Genomic DNA, 17,139 nt, shown 5'->3' on the forward strand with positions numbered 1-17,139 from the left:
CGGGCTTTTTCCCGCAGGAGGATCCCGCGCATGCAATACAAGCAATTCGGCCGTACCGGCCTGTTCGTCTCGCAGCTGTGCCTCGGCACGATGACCTTCGGCGGTGCCGGAGACCTGTGGGGCAAGATCGGCCGGCTGCAGCAGGACGAGGCCGACCGGCTCGTCGGCCGCTCGCTGGACGCCGGCATCAACTTCATCGACACCGCCGACGTCTACTCCGAAGGCCAGTCCGAGACCATCACCGGCCAGGCGCTGAAGAACCTGAAGGTGCCGCGCGAGAACGTCGTCGTCGCCACCAAGGTCTTCGGCGAGACCGGCAGCAAGGCCGCCAACTCGCGCGGCGCCTCGCGGCTGCACATCATGGACGGCGTCAAGGCCAGCCTTGCGCGCCTGCAACTGGATCACATCGACCTCTACCAGATCCACGGCTTCGACCCCGCCACGCCGATCGAAGAGACCGTGCGCGCGCTGGACACGCTGGTCCAGCAGGGGCACGTCCGCTACGTCGGCGTTTCCAACTGGGCGGCTTGGCAGATCATGAAGGCGCTGGGCATCGCCGAGCGACTGGGGCTGGCACGCTTCGAGTCGCTGCAGGCCTACTACACGGTGGCCGGCCGCGACCTGGAACGCGAGCTGGCGCCGATGCTCGCCAGCGAGAACCTCGGCCTGATGGTGTGGAGCCCGCTGGCAGGCGGCCTGCTCAGCGGCAAGTACAAGCCCGACACGGCTGCGGCCGCGGGCGACCGGCGCGCCACGTTCGACTTCCCGCCGGTGGACCGGCCGCGCGCCTTCGCCTGCGTGGACGCAATGCGGCCGATGGCCGAGAAGCGCGGCGTCAGCGTCGCGCAGATCGCGCTGGCCTGGCTGCTGCACCAGCCGGTCGTCACCAGCGTGATCATCGGCGCCAAGCGCGAGGACCAGCTGGAGGACAACCTCGCCGCCACGCAGGTGAAGCTCGACGCCGACGAACTCGCCGCGCTGGCCCAGGTCAGCGCGCTGCCGCCGGAGTACCCGGGCTGGATGTTCACGCGCCAGGGTGAATACCGGCGGAAGCAGCTGGCAGGCGGCTGAACTCGTCGTCCGGCTCGCGTTCCGGCTCCTGCCGGTGCGCGCAGCGGTACAGCAGCGGCAGCACCAGCAAGGTCAGCGCGGTGGACGACAGGATGCCGCCGATGACCACCGTCGCCAGCGGGCGCTGAACCTCTGCGCCCGTGCCGGTGGCCAGCGCCATCGGCACGAAGCCCAGCGAGGCGACCAGCGCCGTCATCAGCACCGGCCGCAGCCGGGCCAGCGCGCCTTCGCTCACCGCCTCTTCCAGCGGCCGGCCCTCCTCGATCAGCTTGCGGATGAAGGACAGCATCACCAGGCCGTTCAGCACCGCCACACCCGACAGCGCGATGAAGCCGACCGCGGCCGAAATCGACAGCGGGATGCCGCGCAGCCACAGCGCCAGCACGCCGCCGGTCAGCGCGAACGGGATGCCGGTGAAGACGAGCAGCCCGTCCTTGGCGTTGCCGAACATCGCGAACAGCAGCACGAAGACCATCAGCAGCGACAGCGGCACGACGAGCTGTAGGCGCTGCGCTGCGGACTGCAACTGCTCGAAAGTGCCGCCCCAGGTGGTCCAGTAGCCAGCGGGCACCTTTACCTTCTGCTCGATCGCCGCCTGCGCATCGGCGACGAAGGAGCCCAGGTCGCGCCCGCTGACGTTGGCGCTGACGACGATGCGGCGCTTGCCGCTCTCGCGCGAGACCTGGTTGGGGCCCGGTGCGACCTCCAGCATGGCAATCTCCGAGAGCGGCACATAGCTGGCGGCGCGTCCTTCCGCGCGCGGCAACGGCACCGGCAGCCGGCGCAGCGCATCCAGGTTCTCGCGCTGCGCATCGGGCAGCCGCACCAGCAGCTCGAAGCGCCGGTCGCCCTGGAACACGGTGCCGGCCGCGCGGCCGCCGATCGCGGTGGCGACCAGCTCCTGCACCTCGGTCATGTTGAGTCCGTAGCGCGCCGCCTTGGCGCGGTCGATGTCCACCGTCAGCATTGGCAGGCCGGTCGTCTGCTCCACCTTCACCTCGGTCGCGCCGGGCACGGCCTGCAGCACCTGGGCGATGCGCTGGGCCGTCGCATCCAGCACCTCGTTGTCGTCGCCGAAGACCTTGACGGCCACGTCCGAGCGCACGCCGGAGATCAGCTCGTTGAAGCGGAGCTGGATCGGCTGCGAGAACTCGTAGTTGCTGCCGGGCACTTGGGCGGCCTCGTCGCGGATCGCGGCGAGCAGTTCGTCGCGAGTCATTCGTGGTGCAGGCCATTGGTCTTCAGGCTTCAGCATGATGTAGCCGTCCGAGATGTTCGGCGGCATCGGGTCGGCGGCGATCTCGGCGGTGCCGGTGCGGGCGAAGATGCGGTCGATCTCGGGGAACTTCGCCTTCAGCCGCGCCTCCAGTTGCTTCTGCATCTCGACGGATTGCGTGAGGCTCGTGCCCGGGATGCGCAGCGCCTGCACGGAGAAGTCGCCCTCGTTCAGATGGGGCACAAACTCCGAGCCCAGCCGGCTCGCCACCGCGCCGCAGAACAGCACCAGCACGACGGCGGCCGTGGCGACGACCGGCCCGTTGCGCAGCGAGCCGGCCAGCAGCGGGCGATAGCCGCGCTCGGCCCACTGCATCAGCCGGTTGTCCTTTTCGGCGACGCGCTCGCCGATGAACAGCGCCACCGCGGCCGGCACGAAGGTGACGGACAGCAGCATCGCGCCCAGCAGCGCCAGCAGGACCGTCCAAGCCATCGGGTGGAACATCTTCCCCTCGACGCCGGTCAGCGCCAGGATCGGCACGTAGACGACCATGATGATCAGTTGGCCGTAGAGCAGCGGCCGGCGCGCCTCGCGGGCCGCGGCGAACACTTCCTCGAAGCGCTCGCTGCGGGTCAAGACCTGACCCTTGCGATGCTGCGCATGCGCCAGGCGCCGCACGCAGTTCTCGACGATCACGACGGCGCCGTCGACGATGATGCCGAAGTCCAGCGCCCCCAGGCTCATCAGGTTCGCGCTGATGCCGGCGCGCACCATGCCGCTGAAGGTGAACAGCATCGCCAACGGGATCACCATCGCAGTGACCAGCGCCGCGCGGATATTGCCGAGGAACAGGAACAGCACGGCGACGACCAGCGCCGCACCTTCGACGAGGTTCTTCTGCACCGTGCGCACCGCCTTGTCCACCAGGGTCGTGCGGTCGTAGACGGTGACGGCCTTCACGCCGGCGGGCAGCGTCTTGTTGATCGCCTCCATCTGCCGGTCCACCGCGCGCGAGACGGCGCGGCTGTTCTCGCCCATCAGCATGAACACCGTGCCCAGCACGACCTCCTGGCCGTTCTCGGTGGCGGCGCCGGTGCGCAGCTCGCGGCCCAGCTCCACCGTGCCGATGTCGCTCACGCGGATCGGCTGGCCCTGCGCGCTGCCGACGATGATGTCGCCGATCTCGTCCATCGAGCGCACCTGGCCCGGCGCGCGCACCAGGTACTGCTCGCCCTGGCGCTCGATGTAGCCGGCGCCCTGGCTGGCGTTGTTCTTCTCCAGCGCGGTGACGACGTCGGCCAGGCCCAGGCCGTAGGCCGAGAGCCGCTCCAGGTTCGGCGCCACGACGTACTGCTTCTCGAAGCCGCCGATCGAGTTGATCTCGGTGACACCGGGCACGTTGCGCAGCTGCGGCTTGATGACCCAGTCCTGGATCTCGCGCAGGTCGGCCGGCGTGTAGGCGCCGCCGCCGTCGGGCTTGCGCGCGCCGGGCTCGGCCTCCACGGTCCAGAGGTAGATCTCGCCGAGGCCTGTCGAGATCGGCCCCATCGTGGGCGCGATGCCCTCGGGCAGGCGGCTGCGCGCCTCCTGGATGCGCTCGTTGACGAGTTGGCGGGCGAAGTAGATGTCGGTGCCGTCCTTGAAGATGATGTTCACCTGCGAGAGACCGTAGCGCGACAGCGAGCGCGTCTGCTCCAGGCCCGGCAGGCCGGCCATCACGGTCTCGATGGGGAAGGTCACGCGCTGTTCGGTCTCCAGCGGCGAGTAGCCGGGCGCCTGCGTGTTGACGACGACCTGGACTTTGGAGATGTCGGCCACGGCGTCCAGCGGCAGCCGCGTATAGCTGTAGACGCCGAGGCCCGCCATCGCCAGCACGACCAGCATCACGAGCCAGCGCTGCTCGATGCAGAAGCGGATGAGCTTTTCGAAAAACATGTCATGCCCTCCGTTCAGTGGTCGTGCGAGGCGCCGGCCTTGCCCAGCTCCGCCTTCAGCACGAAGGCATTGGCGGCGGCGACGCGGTCGCCCGCCGCCAGGCCCTGCACGATCTCGACGCGCCGGGCATCGCTGCGGCCGGTCTTCACCGGCACCGCATCGAAACCCGCGGCCGTGGCCCTGAACACCACCGCCTCGTTCGCGATCGTCTGCACCGCCTCGGCCGGCACCGACACCGCCACGGCCTGCTCACCGCCCAGCACGCTGACGGTGACGAACAGCCCCGGCCGCCACGCGCCCTGCGGATTGGCCAGGGTGACGCGGGCACGCGCGGTGCGCGTCTGCTCGCCCAGCAGCGAGCCGACGTAGGAGACCTTGCCCTCCACCTTCTCGTCGAAAGCCGACGAGGACACGACCACCTTCTGGCCCACGCGCACGACCGCCAGGTCCTTCGGCGCCACGGCGAACTCGGCCCACACGGTGCCCAGATCCGACAGCGTGAAGATGCTGGCGTCCTCGCGCACGGCCTCGCCGCGCGACAGGTGCTTCTCGACGAGGGTGCCATCGAAAGGCGCGCGGATCTCGAAGCGGTTCAGCGGACCGCTGCTTCCGGCGGCGCCGATGGCCGCCAGCTTCTGCCGCGCGTTGTCCACCGCGATGTCGGCCTCGCGCAGCGCCGTCTGTGCGGCCAGGTAGTCCTGCTCGGCGGAGATCTTCTGCTGCCACAGCCGCTGCTCGCGCTCGTAGGTGGCACGCGCGGCTTCCTGCCGGCGCTGCGCCGTCAGCAGTTCGCTGCGCTGCTCGGACAGCGCGGTGCTGGCGATGACGGCCAACACCTGCCCGGCGCGTACCTGCTGGCCGAGATTGGCCGGCACTGCCTCCGCCACGCCGGCCAGGCGCGGCACGACGTGGGCGGTGCGGTCGTCGTTGAAACGGATCTCGCCGCTGAAGTCGCTGGTGCTTTGCAGCGACGCGGGGCCGGCAGCCACGGAGACGATGCCGGCCGCCTTCTGCTGCTCGGCGGAGAGCGTGACGGCGCGTGAGTCCTCATCGTGTGTCTCGGCGACTTCGGCCGCGGGTGCAGCGGCGTGGCCGCCCCACAGCACGGCGGCCGTGCCAACCAGTCCGGCCGCGGCCAGTGCAGCCATCAGGCCCGCTTGTTTCTTCGTGATGTTCATGAATGTCTTTCCTGTTCCTCAGCGACCGGTGATGCGGTCGATGGCGGCGGCGGCCTGGAAGGCGGCGGCCAGGGTGTTCAGGGCGCGCGAGCGCGCCTGCAGCAGCGAGCGCTGCGCGTCGATCACTTCGAGAAAGCCGAACTTGCCGGCGTCGAAGCCCTGGCCCGCGGCCTCGTAGGCTTCCAGCGCGGCCGGCAGCACGGCGTCTTCCAGCGTGCGCAGCGAGGCGCGGGCCAGGCTCAGCCGGCCGCTGGCTTCCTGCAACTCGGCCAGCAGGCTCAGACGCGCGGCCTGCAATTCGTCGTCGGCCTTGGCGGCGCGGCGCGAGGCTTCGAGGATGGCGCCCTGGTTACGGTCGAACAGCGGCAGCGGGATCGAGAAGCCGATGACGGCCTGGCTACGTCCAGCGGCGGCGTCGCGCTTGCCGCCGAGGCTCAGCGTCAGGTCCGGCTGCGCCTTGCTGCGCTCGACCTCGATCAGTGCGCGACGGCGCTCGGCCTCCAGGCGGCCGACCCGCAACTGAGGCGAGCTTTCCAGTTGCGCCATCAGCTCCGGCAGCGCGGGTCGCAAGGGCGCGGCCGTCTCGCCTCGCACGGCATCGAAGTCCGGCGCGTCCTCGCCCATCACGGTCGCGAGCCGAACGCGCGCGTTCTGCAGCTCGGCGGCCGCCTCGTCCCGTTCCAGCCGGGCATTGGCGACGTCGACCCGGGCGCGCGTCGCCTCGACCGGCGAGACTTTGCCCGCCGCCACGCGCTTGCTCACCGCATCGGCCGCACGCTCGGCCAGGCTCACCGAGCCGGCCGCCAGCTCGACGCCCTGCTGCGCGACCAGCACGCCGAAGAAGGCGCCGATCGTGCGGGCGCGAAGCTCGGCGCGGAGGTTATCGAGTTCGGCGCTCGCGACGCCGACGGCGCGCTCGGCGGCGCCCAGGCGCGCCGCGCGCTTGCCACCCATCTCGAGCGGGATGTCCAGCGTGAGGGTGCTCGTGCGGGTCTCTGGGCGCGTGTCCTCGACGGTGGCACTCAGCGACGGGTTGGGCCGCACGCCGGCCTGGCGCACGGCGGCCTGCTGGGCCTCGACCTCCTTTGCCGCGGCGCTGAGAGCCGGGCTGCGGGAGAGCGCGCGATCGAACGCGGCTTCGAGGGTCAGCGGGGGGCGTGCGCCATCAGCCTGCGCACGGACGGAAACAGGGCTGGCGAATGTGCCAATGCAGGCGACCGCCAGTCCAAGCGGCCATAGGAAATGTTTTCTCATCGAATCTCATCGGTTGGAACCTTGGATTCGGCGAGACGGAACGAAGGGGATGTTCTGTTCTGACGTCTCGCCGGCTAGGCGAGACGAGGCCACTGTGGGCGGTCGGGCGCGCGCTGTGGCGCAGAGGGCGGGCGCAGATCGCCCAGCGCCAGCGGCGGGACAGCCGTGGCGGGTGCTTCAGGCAGCGCCTCGAAGGCCGGCAGCGCGGCCGCAGGCGAGGCGTGGCAGAAGCCGCAGTCGAAGTCCGCCGCCAGCTTGGCGCCGGCGAGCTTCCCAGCAGTCTTGCCACCATCAGGCTTGGCCTCGGTGTGCACATGCGTGTGGTGCCCGAAGTGGCGGGCCTGCTGCGGCGTCGTCTCGTGCTGGCAGTAGGTCGCGGCCACACCCCAGGCAAGCTGGAAGGGCAGCAACAGGGCCACGAGAAGGACGAACAGACGCTTCATGCGGGGCCGATTATGGCCGACGGCCGGAGGGCAGCGGCGCTATCAAATATGGTTACGATCACTGGAATCTCGGCGTTAGACCGCGTTGTGCGCGCGCGGACGATGCCCCAGAATCGGCCCCTTATCCCCATCCGCCCCCCAATGAGCACCGAGTCCAGCCCTGCCGACGACGATCGCACGCAGATCATCGCCCCGCCCAAGGCTCCGCCGCCCGCGCCGGCCCAGCCGACTTCCGCCGGCCATAGCAGTGCCGGCGACAGCGGCAACGCGCTGCCGGTCGGCACCTACCTGGCCGAGTTCGAGATCAACAGCGTGCTCGGCGAAGGCGGCTTCGGCATCGTCTACCTGGCCTGGGACCACTCGCTGGAACGCCGTGTCGCTCTGAAGGAGTACATGCCCGCCTCGCTGGCTTCGCGCAGCGGCGCGACGCAGGTGAACGTCAAATCGGAGCGCCACCGCGGCACCTTCGAAGCCGGCATGAAGAGCTTCATCAACGAAGCCAAGCTGCTGGCCCAGTTCGACCACCCGTCGCTGGTCAAGGTCTACCGTTTCTGGGAAGCCAACGGCACCGCCTACATGGTGATGCCCTTCTACGAAGGCACGACGCTGAAGGACCGGCTCAAGAGCTTCGGCCAGCCGCCCGACGAGGCCTGGCTGATGGGCCTGCTGGCGCCGCTGACCGAGGCGCTGGCCGTGATCCACCAGGAGCGCTGCTACCACCGCGACATCGCGCCCGACAACGTGATCCTGCTGAACGCGACCGGCCGGCCGCTGCTGCTGGACTTCGGCGCCGCACGCCGCGTGATCGGCGACATGACGCAGGCGCTGACGGTGATCCTGAAGCCCGGCTACGCGCCGGTGGAGCAGTACGCCGAAACGCCCAATATGAAGCAAGGCGGCTGGACCGACGTCTACGCACTGGCCGCCACCATCCACTTCGCCATCCTCGGCCGCACGCCGCCGCCCTCGGTGAGCCGGCTGATGGGCGACAACTACCAGCCGCTGGCCGAGGCCGCCGCGGGCCGCTACAGCGAGCGCTTCCTGAACGCCATCGACAAGGCGCTGCGCGTGCGCCCCGAGGAGCGCACCCAGACGATCGGCGAACTGCGCGCCGACCTGGGCCTGGACGCCGAGATGCCACACCACGCGCAACCGACGCAGATCGTGCTGCGCGGCGACGCCACCGGCATGAGCGGCGACGAGAAGACGCAGTTGCAGGCCCGGCCTCCGGCCCCCAAGCGCGCGCCCTCTCCTGCCGTGTCATCGCCATCCGCTGCCGCGCCGGCCCCCGCGCCCTCATCGAAGACGCCACTGATCGCCGGCATCGGCGCGCTAGTGCTCATCGGCGGCGGCGTGGCCGCGTGGATGGCGATGTCCGGCAAGAAGCCCGAGCCCGCGGTCGCCGCCGCACCGCCCCCCATCAGCACCGCCGCGGCACCCGCTCCGGCCCCTGCCGAAGCGCCCGCCCCTGCAGCCGCGCCGGCCACCGCAGCGCCGACGACGCATTTCGACGCCCTGGCCCAGTTCGACCAGTTGCTCGCCTCGCAATCGCCGGGCTTCAAGGTCGAGGCCACCGCGGAGAAGTCCCGCCTGCGCATCGGCAAGGACCTGCTGAGCTTCACCGTCAAGTCGCAGAAGGACGGCTACGTCAACGTGCTGGTCTACGGACCCGACGGCTCGCTGATGCTGCTGTTCCCGAACAAGCTGAATGTGCAGACCGGCCACAACAAGATCAAGGCCGGCCAGACGCTGCGCATCCCCGACGAGAACTGGGTGCTGCAGACCTTCGAGCCGACCGGCCCCGAGCACTTCGCCGTCATCGTCAGCGACCAGCCCCGCGACTTCGCCGCCATCGGCGCCGTGCCCGACGACGCCTTCATGAAGCTGCAGACCGGCGCCGCCGGAGACGCCCAGATCGCCCGCTGGACCAAGCCCACGCCGATGCTGCTGGGCACGCCGCCGGCCGGCTGCACGGGCGCGAATTGCGATGCCTACGGGGCCGCGCGATTCACGGTGGAGATCGTGCGCTGAGACTACGCTGGCCATGTTCGACCACGTGAAATTCGGCGTCAGCGACTACGCGGCCAGCAAGGCGTTCTTCCTCAAGGCGTTGGAGCCTCTCGGTGTCGCCGTCGTCGCGGAAGGCGAACCGACCTACGGTATCGAGCTGTGCGTGCCCGGCGAGACGGTCTCGCTATGCCTGTACCAGGCGGAGCACCAGCCGGCGCCATTGCACCTCGCGTTCAAGGCCACGAGCCGCCAGCAGGTACGCGACTTCCATCGCGCGGCCCTGAAAGCCGGCGGCACGGATCACGGCGCGCCGGGCCTGCGGCCGCACTATCACGCCAACTACTACGCCGCCTTCGTCATTGGCCCGGACGGGCACAACGTCGAGGCGGTGTGCCACGAGCCCAACGAGACCTGAGGCTTCAGCAGTCCCGAGCGCCCAGGATCTTCTCGCCCAGTTCGGTCAGCTCGGCCCGCCCATAGCGGGTCTTCTCCCATTCCCGCGGATCGCCCGGGAAGGCGAAGCCCTCGGGCGCCTGGCATTCGCGCCAGGCGCGCACCCGCTCCTCGCGAAGCGCGGCATCCGACGAGTGCGCCGGCGCGAAGGAGATGTATTGCGCGAGCCGCACCTGGTCTTCCGACGTGTTGGGCCGGATGCCGTGGGCCAGCAGGCTGTTGAAGATCAGCAGGTCGCCGGCCTTCATCGGCACGAACTTCACCGACCAGGGCACGTGGTCCAGGTCGGGGCGGAACGGGTGGCGATCCTGCGGCGCCGCGGCGCGCCAGTCGTCGAAGTGCTCGAACAGCTCGGGGATGCACTGAAAGCCGCCGGTTTCCTCGCTGGTGTCGGACAGCGCGAGCACGCCCTGGACATTGATCGGCAGCGGCGTCATCGAGGTGTCCGAGTCCCAGTGAATGAAGCCGGTGAAGGCGCGGGCGCCGCGGTTGGGTGTGTTCAGGTTCGCACGGTCCAGGCTGACCCACAGGTCTTCCCGGTCCCAGATGTCGACGAAGGCGTCGTAGACACGCTGGGTCTGCCGGTTGTCCCAGAGGTGCTGGTTCTGGTAGACCTCGACCATGCCGGAGCCGTTCAGCTCGGCCATGCCATGGCTGCGGCGCTCGGCCTGGTTCCATGAGGCGGGGTCGTGGCGATCCAGTTCCTGGAATTCCCAGAGGAAGTCCACCGTGCGCCGCACCTGTTCCTCGGGCACCGCCTGCCGGATGATCACGTAGCCGCGGCGCTGCCAGTGCTCGAAGTCGGCCTCGCTCAGCACCCGCAGCGGCAGGGCCTTCTTCAGCTCGCGCAGCTGCACGCCGTTGGCATAGGTGAGGCTGGGGTTGCCCGGCGTGTCCGGGCGGGCCTGGCGGTAACGGTCGTTCATGATGAGCTTGTCTCCATCGCTGCTTTGATTGATGGAGCAAATTCTGGAGACGGTGGCGCTCGCGCTGTTCGCCGCGCCTGACCAGAGTTGATACGATTCTGACGATTTCATCTCGCCGAAGATCATGAAACCGCAGTTCGAACAGGTCACCCTGGCACCCGGCGAGTCGTGGACGCTGCTGTGGCGCGAGCTGCCGGAACTGCCCTTCCTGTGGCACTACCACCCCGAATACGAACTCACGCTGACGCTCAACGCACGTGGCCAGCGCCACGTCGGCGACAGCTTGGAAGACTTCGAATCGGGCGACCTCGTGCTGCTGGGTCCGAACCAGCCGCACACCTGGGCGGCGAGCGAGCGCGCGGACGATGAGACGAAGCCCATGCTGGCCGTGGTCGTCTGGTTCAGCGAGGCCTGGCTGCAGCGCCTGATCGATGGCTGGCCGGAGCTGGCCGTGCTGCGCCGGCTGGTGGACGGCGCGGGCCGAGGCTTGCACTTCTCAGCCGCCACCGCGCAGGCGGCACGGCCACTGCTGGCTCGCCTGCAGGACCTGACGCCGGAACAGCGCCTGCCAGTCCTGCTGCAGGTGTTGCCGCTGCTGGCGCGCGACGAAGGCGCCCGAGCGCTCGCCACCCATGCCGCCAACTCACCACCCGGTGACAACAAGGCCCGCGGCCGGCTCGATCGCGTGCTGGAGCGCCTGCACGCCGCGCCGCTGGCCGACCCGCCCGGCGCGCCGCAGCTCGCGGCCGAGGCGGCGCTCTCGCTGGGCGCCTTCCATCGCTTCTTCAGGCGCCACACCGGCATGACGATGCTGGACTACCTGGCGCAGTTGCGCATCGGTGCCGCCTGCCAGGCGCTGATCAGCAGCGAGAAGCCGATCGGCGTCGTCGCGATGGAGGCCGGCTACGGCACGGCCGCGCACTTCAATCGCCAGTTCCTGGCGCGCAAGGGCATGACGCCGCGGCAGTTCCGCGCGAGCTACCGCGGTAGCTCGCGCTAGGGATTACGGGCGGATTGCACGAATCCATGCGCCATCGCGCGCGGCAAGGGCGAATAGCAATCGCTTTTTCTGTCGTCCCCGTCAGAATCCCGGCACCGCTTGAATTGGCAGTTAGTACTGCTCGAAAGACCTCCATGACTTTGAACAACTTGCGCGTCGGTACCCGGCTCGGTGCCGGATTCGCCCTGATCCTGCTGCTGCTGGCGCTGATGCTGGTGGTCAGCGTGCTTCGCCTCAACAGCGCGTCCATCGCGGTACAGGGCATGATGGCCTCGCCGCTGGCCAAGGAGCGCCTGATCGAGGAACAGCTGCGCAACGTCGCCGTCGGCGTGACCCGCGGCAAGGCGATCGCGAAGAACGCGGACGGCGGTCTCGAAGCGCTGTTCCGCGACGAGGCCAAGGCCTCGACGGCCCGCGGCAACGAGATCATCAAGTTGCTGGCCGCCATGCCCTCGAGCGAGGCCGAGAAGCCGCTGCTGGAGAAGTTCAACAGCGCGCGCGACGCCTATCTCAGCGCACGCAACCGCATGATGGATGCCAAGCGCGCCGAGAAGTCGGACGAGGCCAACGCGATCTACGACAAGGAATTCTCCGTCGTCGCCCCGGCCTACGTGGCCGCGCTGACGGCCGTGCTGGACTTCCAGCGCAAGACCATCGACGACATGAACGCGCAGATCGCCGCCGACACGGATCGCGGCGAGGTGCAACTGGCGCTGCTCGGCGCCGTGGCAATCGCGCTGGGCGCCGTGCTGGCCGTGATGCTGACCCGCTCGATCACGCGCCCGATGGCGCAGGCTGTGACCCTCGTCGACGCCGTCGCCAAGGGCGACCTGTCGCAGCGACTGCAAGTCGACGGCCGCGACGAGATCTCCCACCTGGTCGGCTCGCTGGGCGAGATGAGCGGCGGCCTGGCCCAATTGGTGCGCCAGGTGCGCGAGGCCTCCGAGAGCATCCAGACGGCCAGCGACGAGATGGCCATGGGCAACATGGACCTCAGCGCGCGCACCGAGCAGCAGGCCAGCGCGCTGCAGGAAACCGCGTCGTCGATGGAGCAGCTCAGCTCCGCGGTGCGTCAGAACGCCGACAGCGCCCAGCAGGCCAACCAGCTGGCGCGCAGCGCCTCCGACGTGGCCACGCAGGGCGGCGAGGTGGTCAGCCAGGTCGTTCAGACGATGAAGGGCATCAACGATTCGTCGCGTCAGATCTCCGACATCATCGGCGTGATCGACGGCATCGCCTTCCAGACCAACATCCTCGCGCTGAACGCAGCGGTGGAAGCGGCACGCGCCGGTGAGCAGGGCCGCGGCTTCGCCGTCGTCGCCTCCGAGGTGCGCTCGCTGGCTGGCCGTTCCGCCGAGGCGGCCAAGGAGATCAAGCGCCTGATCAGCGCCAGCGTCGAGCGCGTCGAGCAGGGCTCGTCGATGGTCGACAAGGCCGGCGAGACGATGAACGCCGTCGTCGGCAGCATCCGCCGCGTCAACGACATCATCGGCGAGATCAGCTCGGCCAGCGGCGAGCAGTCGGCCGGTGTCGCGCAGGTCGGCGAGGCGGTCACGCACATCGACCAGGCCACGCAGCAGAACGCCGCGCTGGTCGAGCAGATGGCTGCTGCGGCCACGGGCCTGAAGTCGCAGGCGCAGCAACTTGTGAAGGTGGTGGCGACGTTCAGGCTGGCGTAACGGGCACGAGCTTCAAGCTTGCGATGGGCGGCTAAAGCCGCCCACATCGATCGGGATTCACCTCAGTATTTACACGGGGGGCTGTGGCATATTCCTGCGCGGAGCGGACGCCGAACATTTCGGCACCAAAAACACAATCCCCAGGAGTTGCAGATGCCCGACCCCACCCTCAGTGAAGCGGCCAAGTGGTGCGAGGAGGCCCGCAAGAAGCTCAAGCTCAAAGGCGGCGCCTACAAGCCAACCAAGGGCGAGGCCAACATCAAGAAGGAAGGCGCGGCGCTGCAGAAGAACCTGAAGGCCTTGCAGGGCCTGGATTCCGATGCCGCCGCCTCATTCGAGCAACTCTTCATCGGTCTCGCGAGCCAATTGAACAAGGCCGCCGAAGCAGGTGACAGCGCTGGCGTGGCGATCGCCGCCGAAGACCTGGCGCTGCTGAACCTGCGCGTTCAGGTGGACCTGGCGAAGTCGGCCAAGAAGCCGGACCGCGGCGCGGTCACCAAGGCCGAGAATGCGCTGGCCGAGAAGATGAAGCAGTTCGAACAGCGCTACCTGCAGGCACTGCCCCTGTGCGAGCAGAAGCTGCGTGACCTGCGTGCCGTTCCCTACGCCGTCGTCACCGCGGTCGAGACCAACATCAACGAGGCCAAGGCCGCCGGCCCCGGCCGCAAGGACTGGGCGGCCGCCGTCGGCCTGCTGAACACCGTCAATGCGCTGTTCGAGAGCGCCAAGAAGACCGCCGAGGACTGGAAGAAGGTCGAACTCAAGCACGCCGCGCAGGAGCAGCATTACAAGAGCAAGACGACGAAGCTGGGCGAGGTGCTGGTCGAGCTGACAATGGTGCCGAGCGCCCAGGCCGCCTGCGCGACGATCCGCAAGGCGCAGAACGCCGGCGTGCTCGCCCTCGAGCCGCCGTCGGGCTGCCCGCTGACGATCAAGTTCTACGACGACGGCTACAAGGCGATCGTCGCGATCATTCCGAAGACCAAGGTCTTCCACAAGGAAGCACTGGAAGCCGCGTCCAAGACGGACAAGGCGATGGCCAAGGACTCGGACATCAGCAAGGCGGTCGAGGCGACGCGCAAGGCCATGGTGGCGCTGCGCACCCCGCCGGCCCTGCTGCTGACAATGAGCGCGGCCGAGCCGCACGAGCTGGAAATCTCGAAGGCTGAACTGCTGAGCATCCAGAGTGGCAAGAAGGAGTTCGGCATCAAGCGCCTGAACGAGCTGACCGGCCAACTGACCGGGCTGAAGAACACGCTCGAACCGCTGCGCACTTCCTGCCTCAAGAAGACGCAGGACGCCGAGAACGCGATGGGCGCGCTGCTGAGCGCCGCCTCGACGTCCGACGAGCGCGACGCCCTCGCCCGCCTGCAGAAACGCCTCGACGACGCCGGCGTCGCCGTGGCCGCGCTGGAGTTCCAGGAGGCCGACAACGCGTTGACACAACTGGTGTCGGAACTCAACACGCTGCTGTCCAACAGCACGACGACACCCGACGCGATGAAGGCGAAGTGGGACGCCATCGCCAAGCCCGGTGGCCGCCTGGACAACGCGCGGCGCCGGATCGGCGAACTGCAGAAGCTGCTGCAGGAGAGTCCCATCCCGGGCGCCAAGGGCCTCGGTGATGGCTCCTATGCGGACATCCTCGACCGCGAACTGACCAAGATCGAGAACATGGCCAAGCTCGACAAGGCCTGGGCTCGCGCCGTGACGCGATTCAACGAGATCTCCAAGGAGATCGTGAACCATCGTAATCGGCAGAAGGACGTCGGCAAATTCATCACCGAGCGGGACAAGCTCGCCGCCCCCGTGGCGCTGCAGATCAAGGCCGCCGAGGCGGCGCTGCAGAAGCTGCGCGACGCACTGGCGAAAGTACCCAACTCCGGCAACACGCTGGCCCTGGCCGCGGACGAACTGGCCCAGGCCCAGCAACTGTGGGAAGACCGGGCCACGCGCGCCGGCAATGCCACCGAGCTGGCGGCCGATCAGGCTCTGGCCACCTTCAAGCGCCTGACGGACAAGTTCAACGGCTTCACCGCTTCGCCCGAGGCGCTGAACCAGGCGGTAGCCGACGGCCGCGACGACGCGGCGATGAAGGAATTCGAGCAGCTTGCCGGGCCGGTGGAAGAGGCGCTGGTGGCGCTGCGCCAGCGCGACGGCACCGCCGCCGCCCTCCATGCCAAGACCCTGGCCGGTCTGCGCGGCGAACTGAAGGCCAAGACCGACCTGCACGGGCAGGACAACCCGCGCGAGAAGCTCAAGCGCCTGAGCCTGCTGGTGACCGAAGCCGTGAAGACGGCGCAGGACCAGCTGAACGCCGCCACGCTGGCGGCCAAGACCGAGTACGACAAGGTCAACCAGCAGTTGGTCGCGCTACGCAAGCTCGGCGCCAAGTCGCTGGGCCGGGGCAACCGCGATCTGTTCACGCCCTTCTTCGACAAGCTGGAGCAGGAGTTGAAGGACCTGCTGGGCATGGTCAACAGCCCCAGCATCAACACCGCCAAGGCAGCGCTGAGCGAGCTGCAGGCGATGTCGGCACGGGCTACGAAGCTCCAGCAGGAAGTCGAAGCGCAAGGCAAGCAAGGTGCCTCGGGCATCGCCCAGGGCCTGCTGGACGAGCCGACCGACGACGAGGACCTCGGCCTCTCCCAACTGTTCAGCGACGAGCCGGTCGAGGAACGCGCCACGCCGAATTTCCGCCTCGTGCTCGAAGCGGTGCGGCTCATCACCAAGAGCCTGGAAGACGCCAACCTCGCCACCTGCCTGCCGGCCCAGAAGCTCCAGTTGGACACCGACTTCACGACGCTGCAGGAAAGCATCTACGAGGACGACCCGACCACCAGCTTCGAGGCGCTGCGCGAGCTGCACCGGCGCGTCACCGAGACCATCGGTCGGGCCGCCACGGCGATGGAGTTGCGCGAGCAGTTCAAGCTGAACCTCGTCACCGTGCAGCAGCACTTCCAGACGCTCGGCGGCTACAAGGTCGACACCTGGGCAGGCAAGCTGCACAAGCTGCGCAGCGAGCCCACCGCCTACCTCGGCGAGCTGGATCAACGCATCGTCGCCGCCAAGTCGCTGACCAAGACGCCACAGAAGGAGCAGCGTGCACTCGACGACCTGGCCAAGATCGACCAGGAAATGCTCGCCGTCATCTCGACCGACACGGACACCGACGAACAGCGGCAGGAGAAGCAGGAGAAGCGCGTCGAGCAGGAGAAGGCCGCGCAGGCCCGTGCCCACCAGAAAGAGCTCGAGAAGGTCAAATGGAAGGCGCTTGTCACTGACTTCGAAAACATGGACCTGGACCGCGCGACGAAGGCGGTGGACGGAGCCGATGGCGGCGACGACACGCAGATCACCGACCTCAAGAAGATGCTCAAGCAGGCCAAGGGCATCTTCGACGACAGCGGCAATTTCGTCGGCGCGGTGGAACTGCTGAACTCGGCCAAGCAGTACGCGGCGCGCGTCATCGCCCACCCGATGGGCCTGAAGGCCGCCGCCCGCGACGAACTGCCCAAGGTGCGCCAGCACTGGCACGACGCCGTCCTCGCGTTCAACAACAGCGTGGACGCCGTGACTAGCGCCATCTCGTCGGCCGATGACGACATCGACATGAGCGGTCTTTTCGGCGGCGACGACGAGGAAGACGAGGCGGCGAAGAAGCGCGTGGCCGAGGCGGTGAAGAAATCCGTCTCGATGCTGGAAGGCCTCAAGGGCCTGTTCAACGCCAACATCATGAACGCGCCGATCGCCGTGCTCACCAGTGACCAGAAGGCGCCGATCAAGCGCGCCGCGCGCGAGCAGGCGATGCAGCACGTCAACGCCTACAAGGATCTGCTGCGCACGGACCCGGTGCTGCTCAAGCTGATGCAGAAGGACCGCCCCTTCGGCACCGTCGACTTCTACGGCCTCAATGCGGCACTGCGCGACCTGGACCTGAACATCCAGCGCGCCGTCTGAGCAAACTCCAACAG

General features: G+C 68.5%; 11 protein-coding genes. 6 read left to right on the forward strand and 5 right to left on the reverse strand.

What is annotated here, in order from left to right; translation table 11 throughout:
* The first annotated feature begins 30 nt into the window (after window positions 1-30).
* Entirely contained in the window at window positions 31-1,071 is a 1,041-nt protein-coding gene (locus SNE35_RS15830) for an aldo/keto reductase (protein ID WP_320423895.1), read from the forward strand.
* Here SNE35_RS15830 and SNE35_RS15835 read toward each other — a convergent pair.
* From SNE35_RS15835 to czcI, 4 genes are all read right to left on the reverse strand, one after another.
* Window positions 1,025-4,222, reverse strand: a complete 3,198-nt coding sequence (locus SNE35_RS15835; protein WP_320423896.1) for a CusA/CzcA family heavy metal efflux RND transporter — start codon at window positions 4,220-4,222, stop codon at window positions 1,025-1,027. The two genes, SNE35_RS15830 and SNE35_RS15835, sit on opposite strands and share 47 nt — an antisense overlap.
* A gap of 14 nt (window positions 4,223-4,236) precedes the next feature.
* On the reverse strand, window positions 4,237-5,400 hold the full coding sequence (locus tag SNE35_RS15840; RefSeq protein WP_320423897.1) for an efflux RND transporter periplasmic adaptor subunit: 1,164 nt from the start codon (window positions 5,398-5,400) through the stop codon (window positions 4,237-4,239).
* An 18-nt stretch (window positions 5,401-5,418) separates the two neighbouring features.
* A complete protein-coding gene (locus tag SNE35_RS15845) occupies window positions 5,419-6,654 on the reverse strand; it encodes a TolC family protein (RefSeq protein WP_320423898.1) in 1,236 nt (411 codons plus the stop codon).
* 74 nt (window positions 6,655-6,728) lie between these two features.
* On the reverse strand, window positions 6,729-7,097 hold the full coding sequence (gene czcI, locus SNE35_RS15850; protein ID WP_320423899.1) for a cation efflux protein, CzcI family: 369 nt from the start codon (window positions 7,095-7,097) through the stop codon (window positions 6,729-6,731).
* A gap of 141 nt (window positions 7,098-7,238) precedes the next feature.
* Between czcI and SNE35_RS15855 the strand changes: the two genes are divergently transcribed.
* Together SNE35_RS15855 and SNE35_RS15860 are read left to right on the forward strand one after the other, a co-directional pair.
* Window positions 7,239-9,128, forward strand: coding sequence for a serine/threonine-protein kinase (locus tag SNE35_RS15855; RefSeq protein ID WP_320423900.1), 1,890 nt, complete (start codon window positions 7,239-7,241; stop codon window positions 9,126-9,128).
* A gap of 13 nt (window positions 9,129-9,141) precedes the next feature.
* Complete coding sequence (locus tag SNE35_RS15860) at window positions 9,142-9,522, forward strand: VOC family protein (RefSeq protein WP_320423901.1); 381 nt, start codon at window positions 9,142-9,144, stop codon at window positions 9,520-9,522.
* A gap of 4 nt (window positions 9,523-9,526) precedes the next feature.
* Here the strand turns inward: SNE35_RS15860 and SNE35_RS15865 are convergent, their stop codons facing one another.
* Window positions 9,527-10,486: a phytanoyl-CoA dioxygenase family protein gene (locus SNE35_RS15865; protein WP_320423902.1), complete on the reverse strand. Its 960-nt coding sequence runs from the start codon at window positions 10,484-10,486 to the stop codon at window positions 9,527-9,529.
* Window positions 10,487-10,610: 124 nt separating this feature from the next.
* Here SNE35_RS15865 and SNE35_RS15870 point away from each other — a divergent pair, with 124 nt between their 5' ends.
* The 3 genes from SNE35_RS15870 (at window position 10,611) to SNE35_RS15880 (ending at window position 17,125) form a co-directional block, all read left to right on the forward strand.
* Window positions 10,611-11,486, forward strand: a complete 876-nt coding sequence (locus SNE35_RS15870; RefSeq protein ID WP_320423903.1) for an AraC family transcriptional regulator — start codon at window positions 10,611-10,613, stop codon at window positions 11,484-11,486.
* A gap of 134 nt (window positions 11,487-11,620) precedes the next feature.
* Window positions 11,621-13,165 carry a methyl-accepting chemotaxis protein gene (locus SNE35_RS15875; protein ID WP_320423904.1) on the forward strand — a complete coding sequence of 515 codons (1,545 nt, stop codon included), beginning with the start codon at window positions 11,621-11,623 and terminating at the stop codon, window positions 13,163-13,165.
* A 153-nt stretch (window positions 13,166-13,318) separates the two neighbouring features.
* The gene (locus SNE35_RS15880) at window positions 13,319-17,125 is read left to right on the forward strand and encodes a hypothetical protein (RefSeq protein WP_320423905.1); all 3,807 of its coding nucleotides are present in this window, start codon (window positions 13,319-13,321) and stop codon (window positions 17,123-17,125) included.
* Window positions 17,126-17,139: the final 14 nt, after the last annotated feature.

The organism is Roseateles agri (assembly GCF_034043675.1).
Taxonomy (GTDB): domain Bacteria; phylum Pseudomonadota; class Gammaproteobacteria; order Burkholderiales; family Burkholderiaceae_C; genus KK5.

What these genes read in the sequence shown, in the direction of transcription:
- SNE35_RS15830 (WP_320423895.1), top strand. Translation starts at nt 31, where the DNA reads ATGCAATACAAGCAATTCGGCCGTACCGGCCTGTTCGTCTCGCAGCTG.
- SNE35_RS15835 (WP_320423896.1), bottom strand. Translation starts at nt 4,222, where the DNA reads ATGTTTTTCGAAAAGCTCATCCGCTTCTGCATCGAGCAGCGCTGGCTC.
- SNE35_RS15840 (WP_320423897.1), bottom strand. Translation starts at nt 5,400, where the DNA reads ATGAACATCACGAAGAAACAAGCGGGCCTGATGGCTGCACTGGCCGCG.
- SNE35_RS15845 (WP_320423898.1), bottom strand. Translation starts at nt 6,654, where the DNA reads ATGAGAAAACATTTCCTATGGCCGCTTGGACTGGCGGTCGCCTGCATT.
- czcI (WP_320423899.1), bottom strand. Translation starts at nt 7,097, where the DNA reads ATGAAGCGTCTGTTCGTCCTTCTCGTGGCCCTGTTGCTGCCCTTCCAG.
- SNE35_RS15855 (WP_320423900.1), top strand. Translation starts at nt 7,239, where the DNA reads ATGAGCACCGAGTCCAGCCCTGCCGACGACGATCGCACGCAGATCATC.
- SNE35_RS15860 (WP_320423901.1), top strand. Translation starts at nt 9,142, where the DNA reads ATGTTCGACCACGTGAAATTCGGCGTCAGCGACTACGCGGCCAGCAAG.
- SNE35_RS15865 (WP_320423902.1), bottom strand. Translation starts at nt 10,486, where the DNA reads ATGAACGACCGTTACCGCCAGGCCCGCCCGGACACGCCGGGCAACCCC.
- SNE35_RS15870 (WP_320423903.1), top strand. Translation starts at nt 10,611, where the DNA reads ATGAAACCGCAGTTCGAACAGGTCACCCTGGCACCCGGCGAGTCGTGG.
- SNE35_RS15875 (WP_320423904.1), top strand. Translation starts at nt 11,621, where the DNA reads ATGACTTTGAACAACTTGCGCGTCGGTACCCGGCTCGGTGCCGGATTC.
- SNE35_RS15880 (WP_320423905.1), top strand. Translation starts at nt 13,319, where the DNA reads ATGCCCGACCCCACCCTCAGTGAAGCGGCCAAGTGGTGCGAGGAGGCC.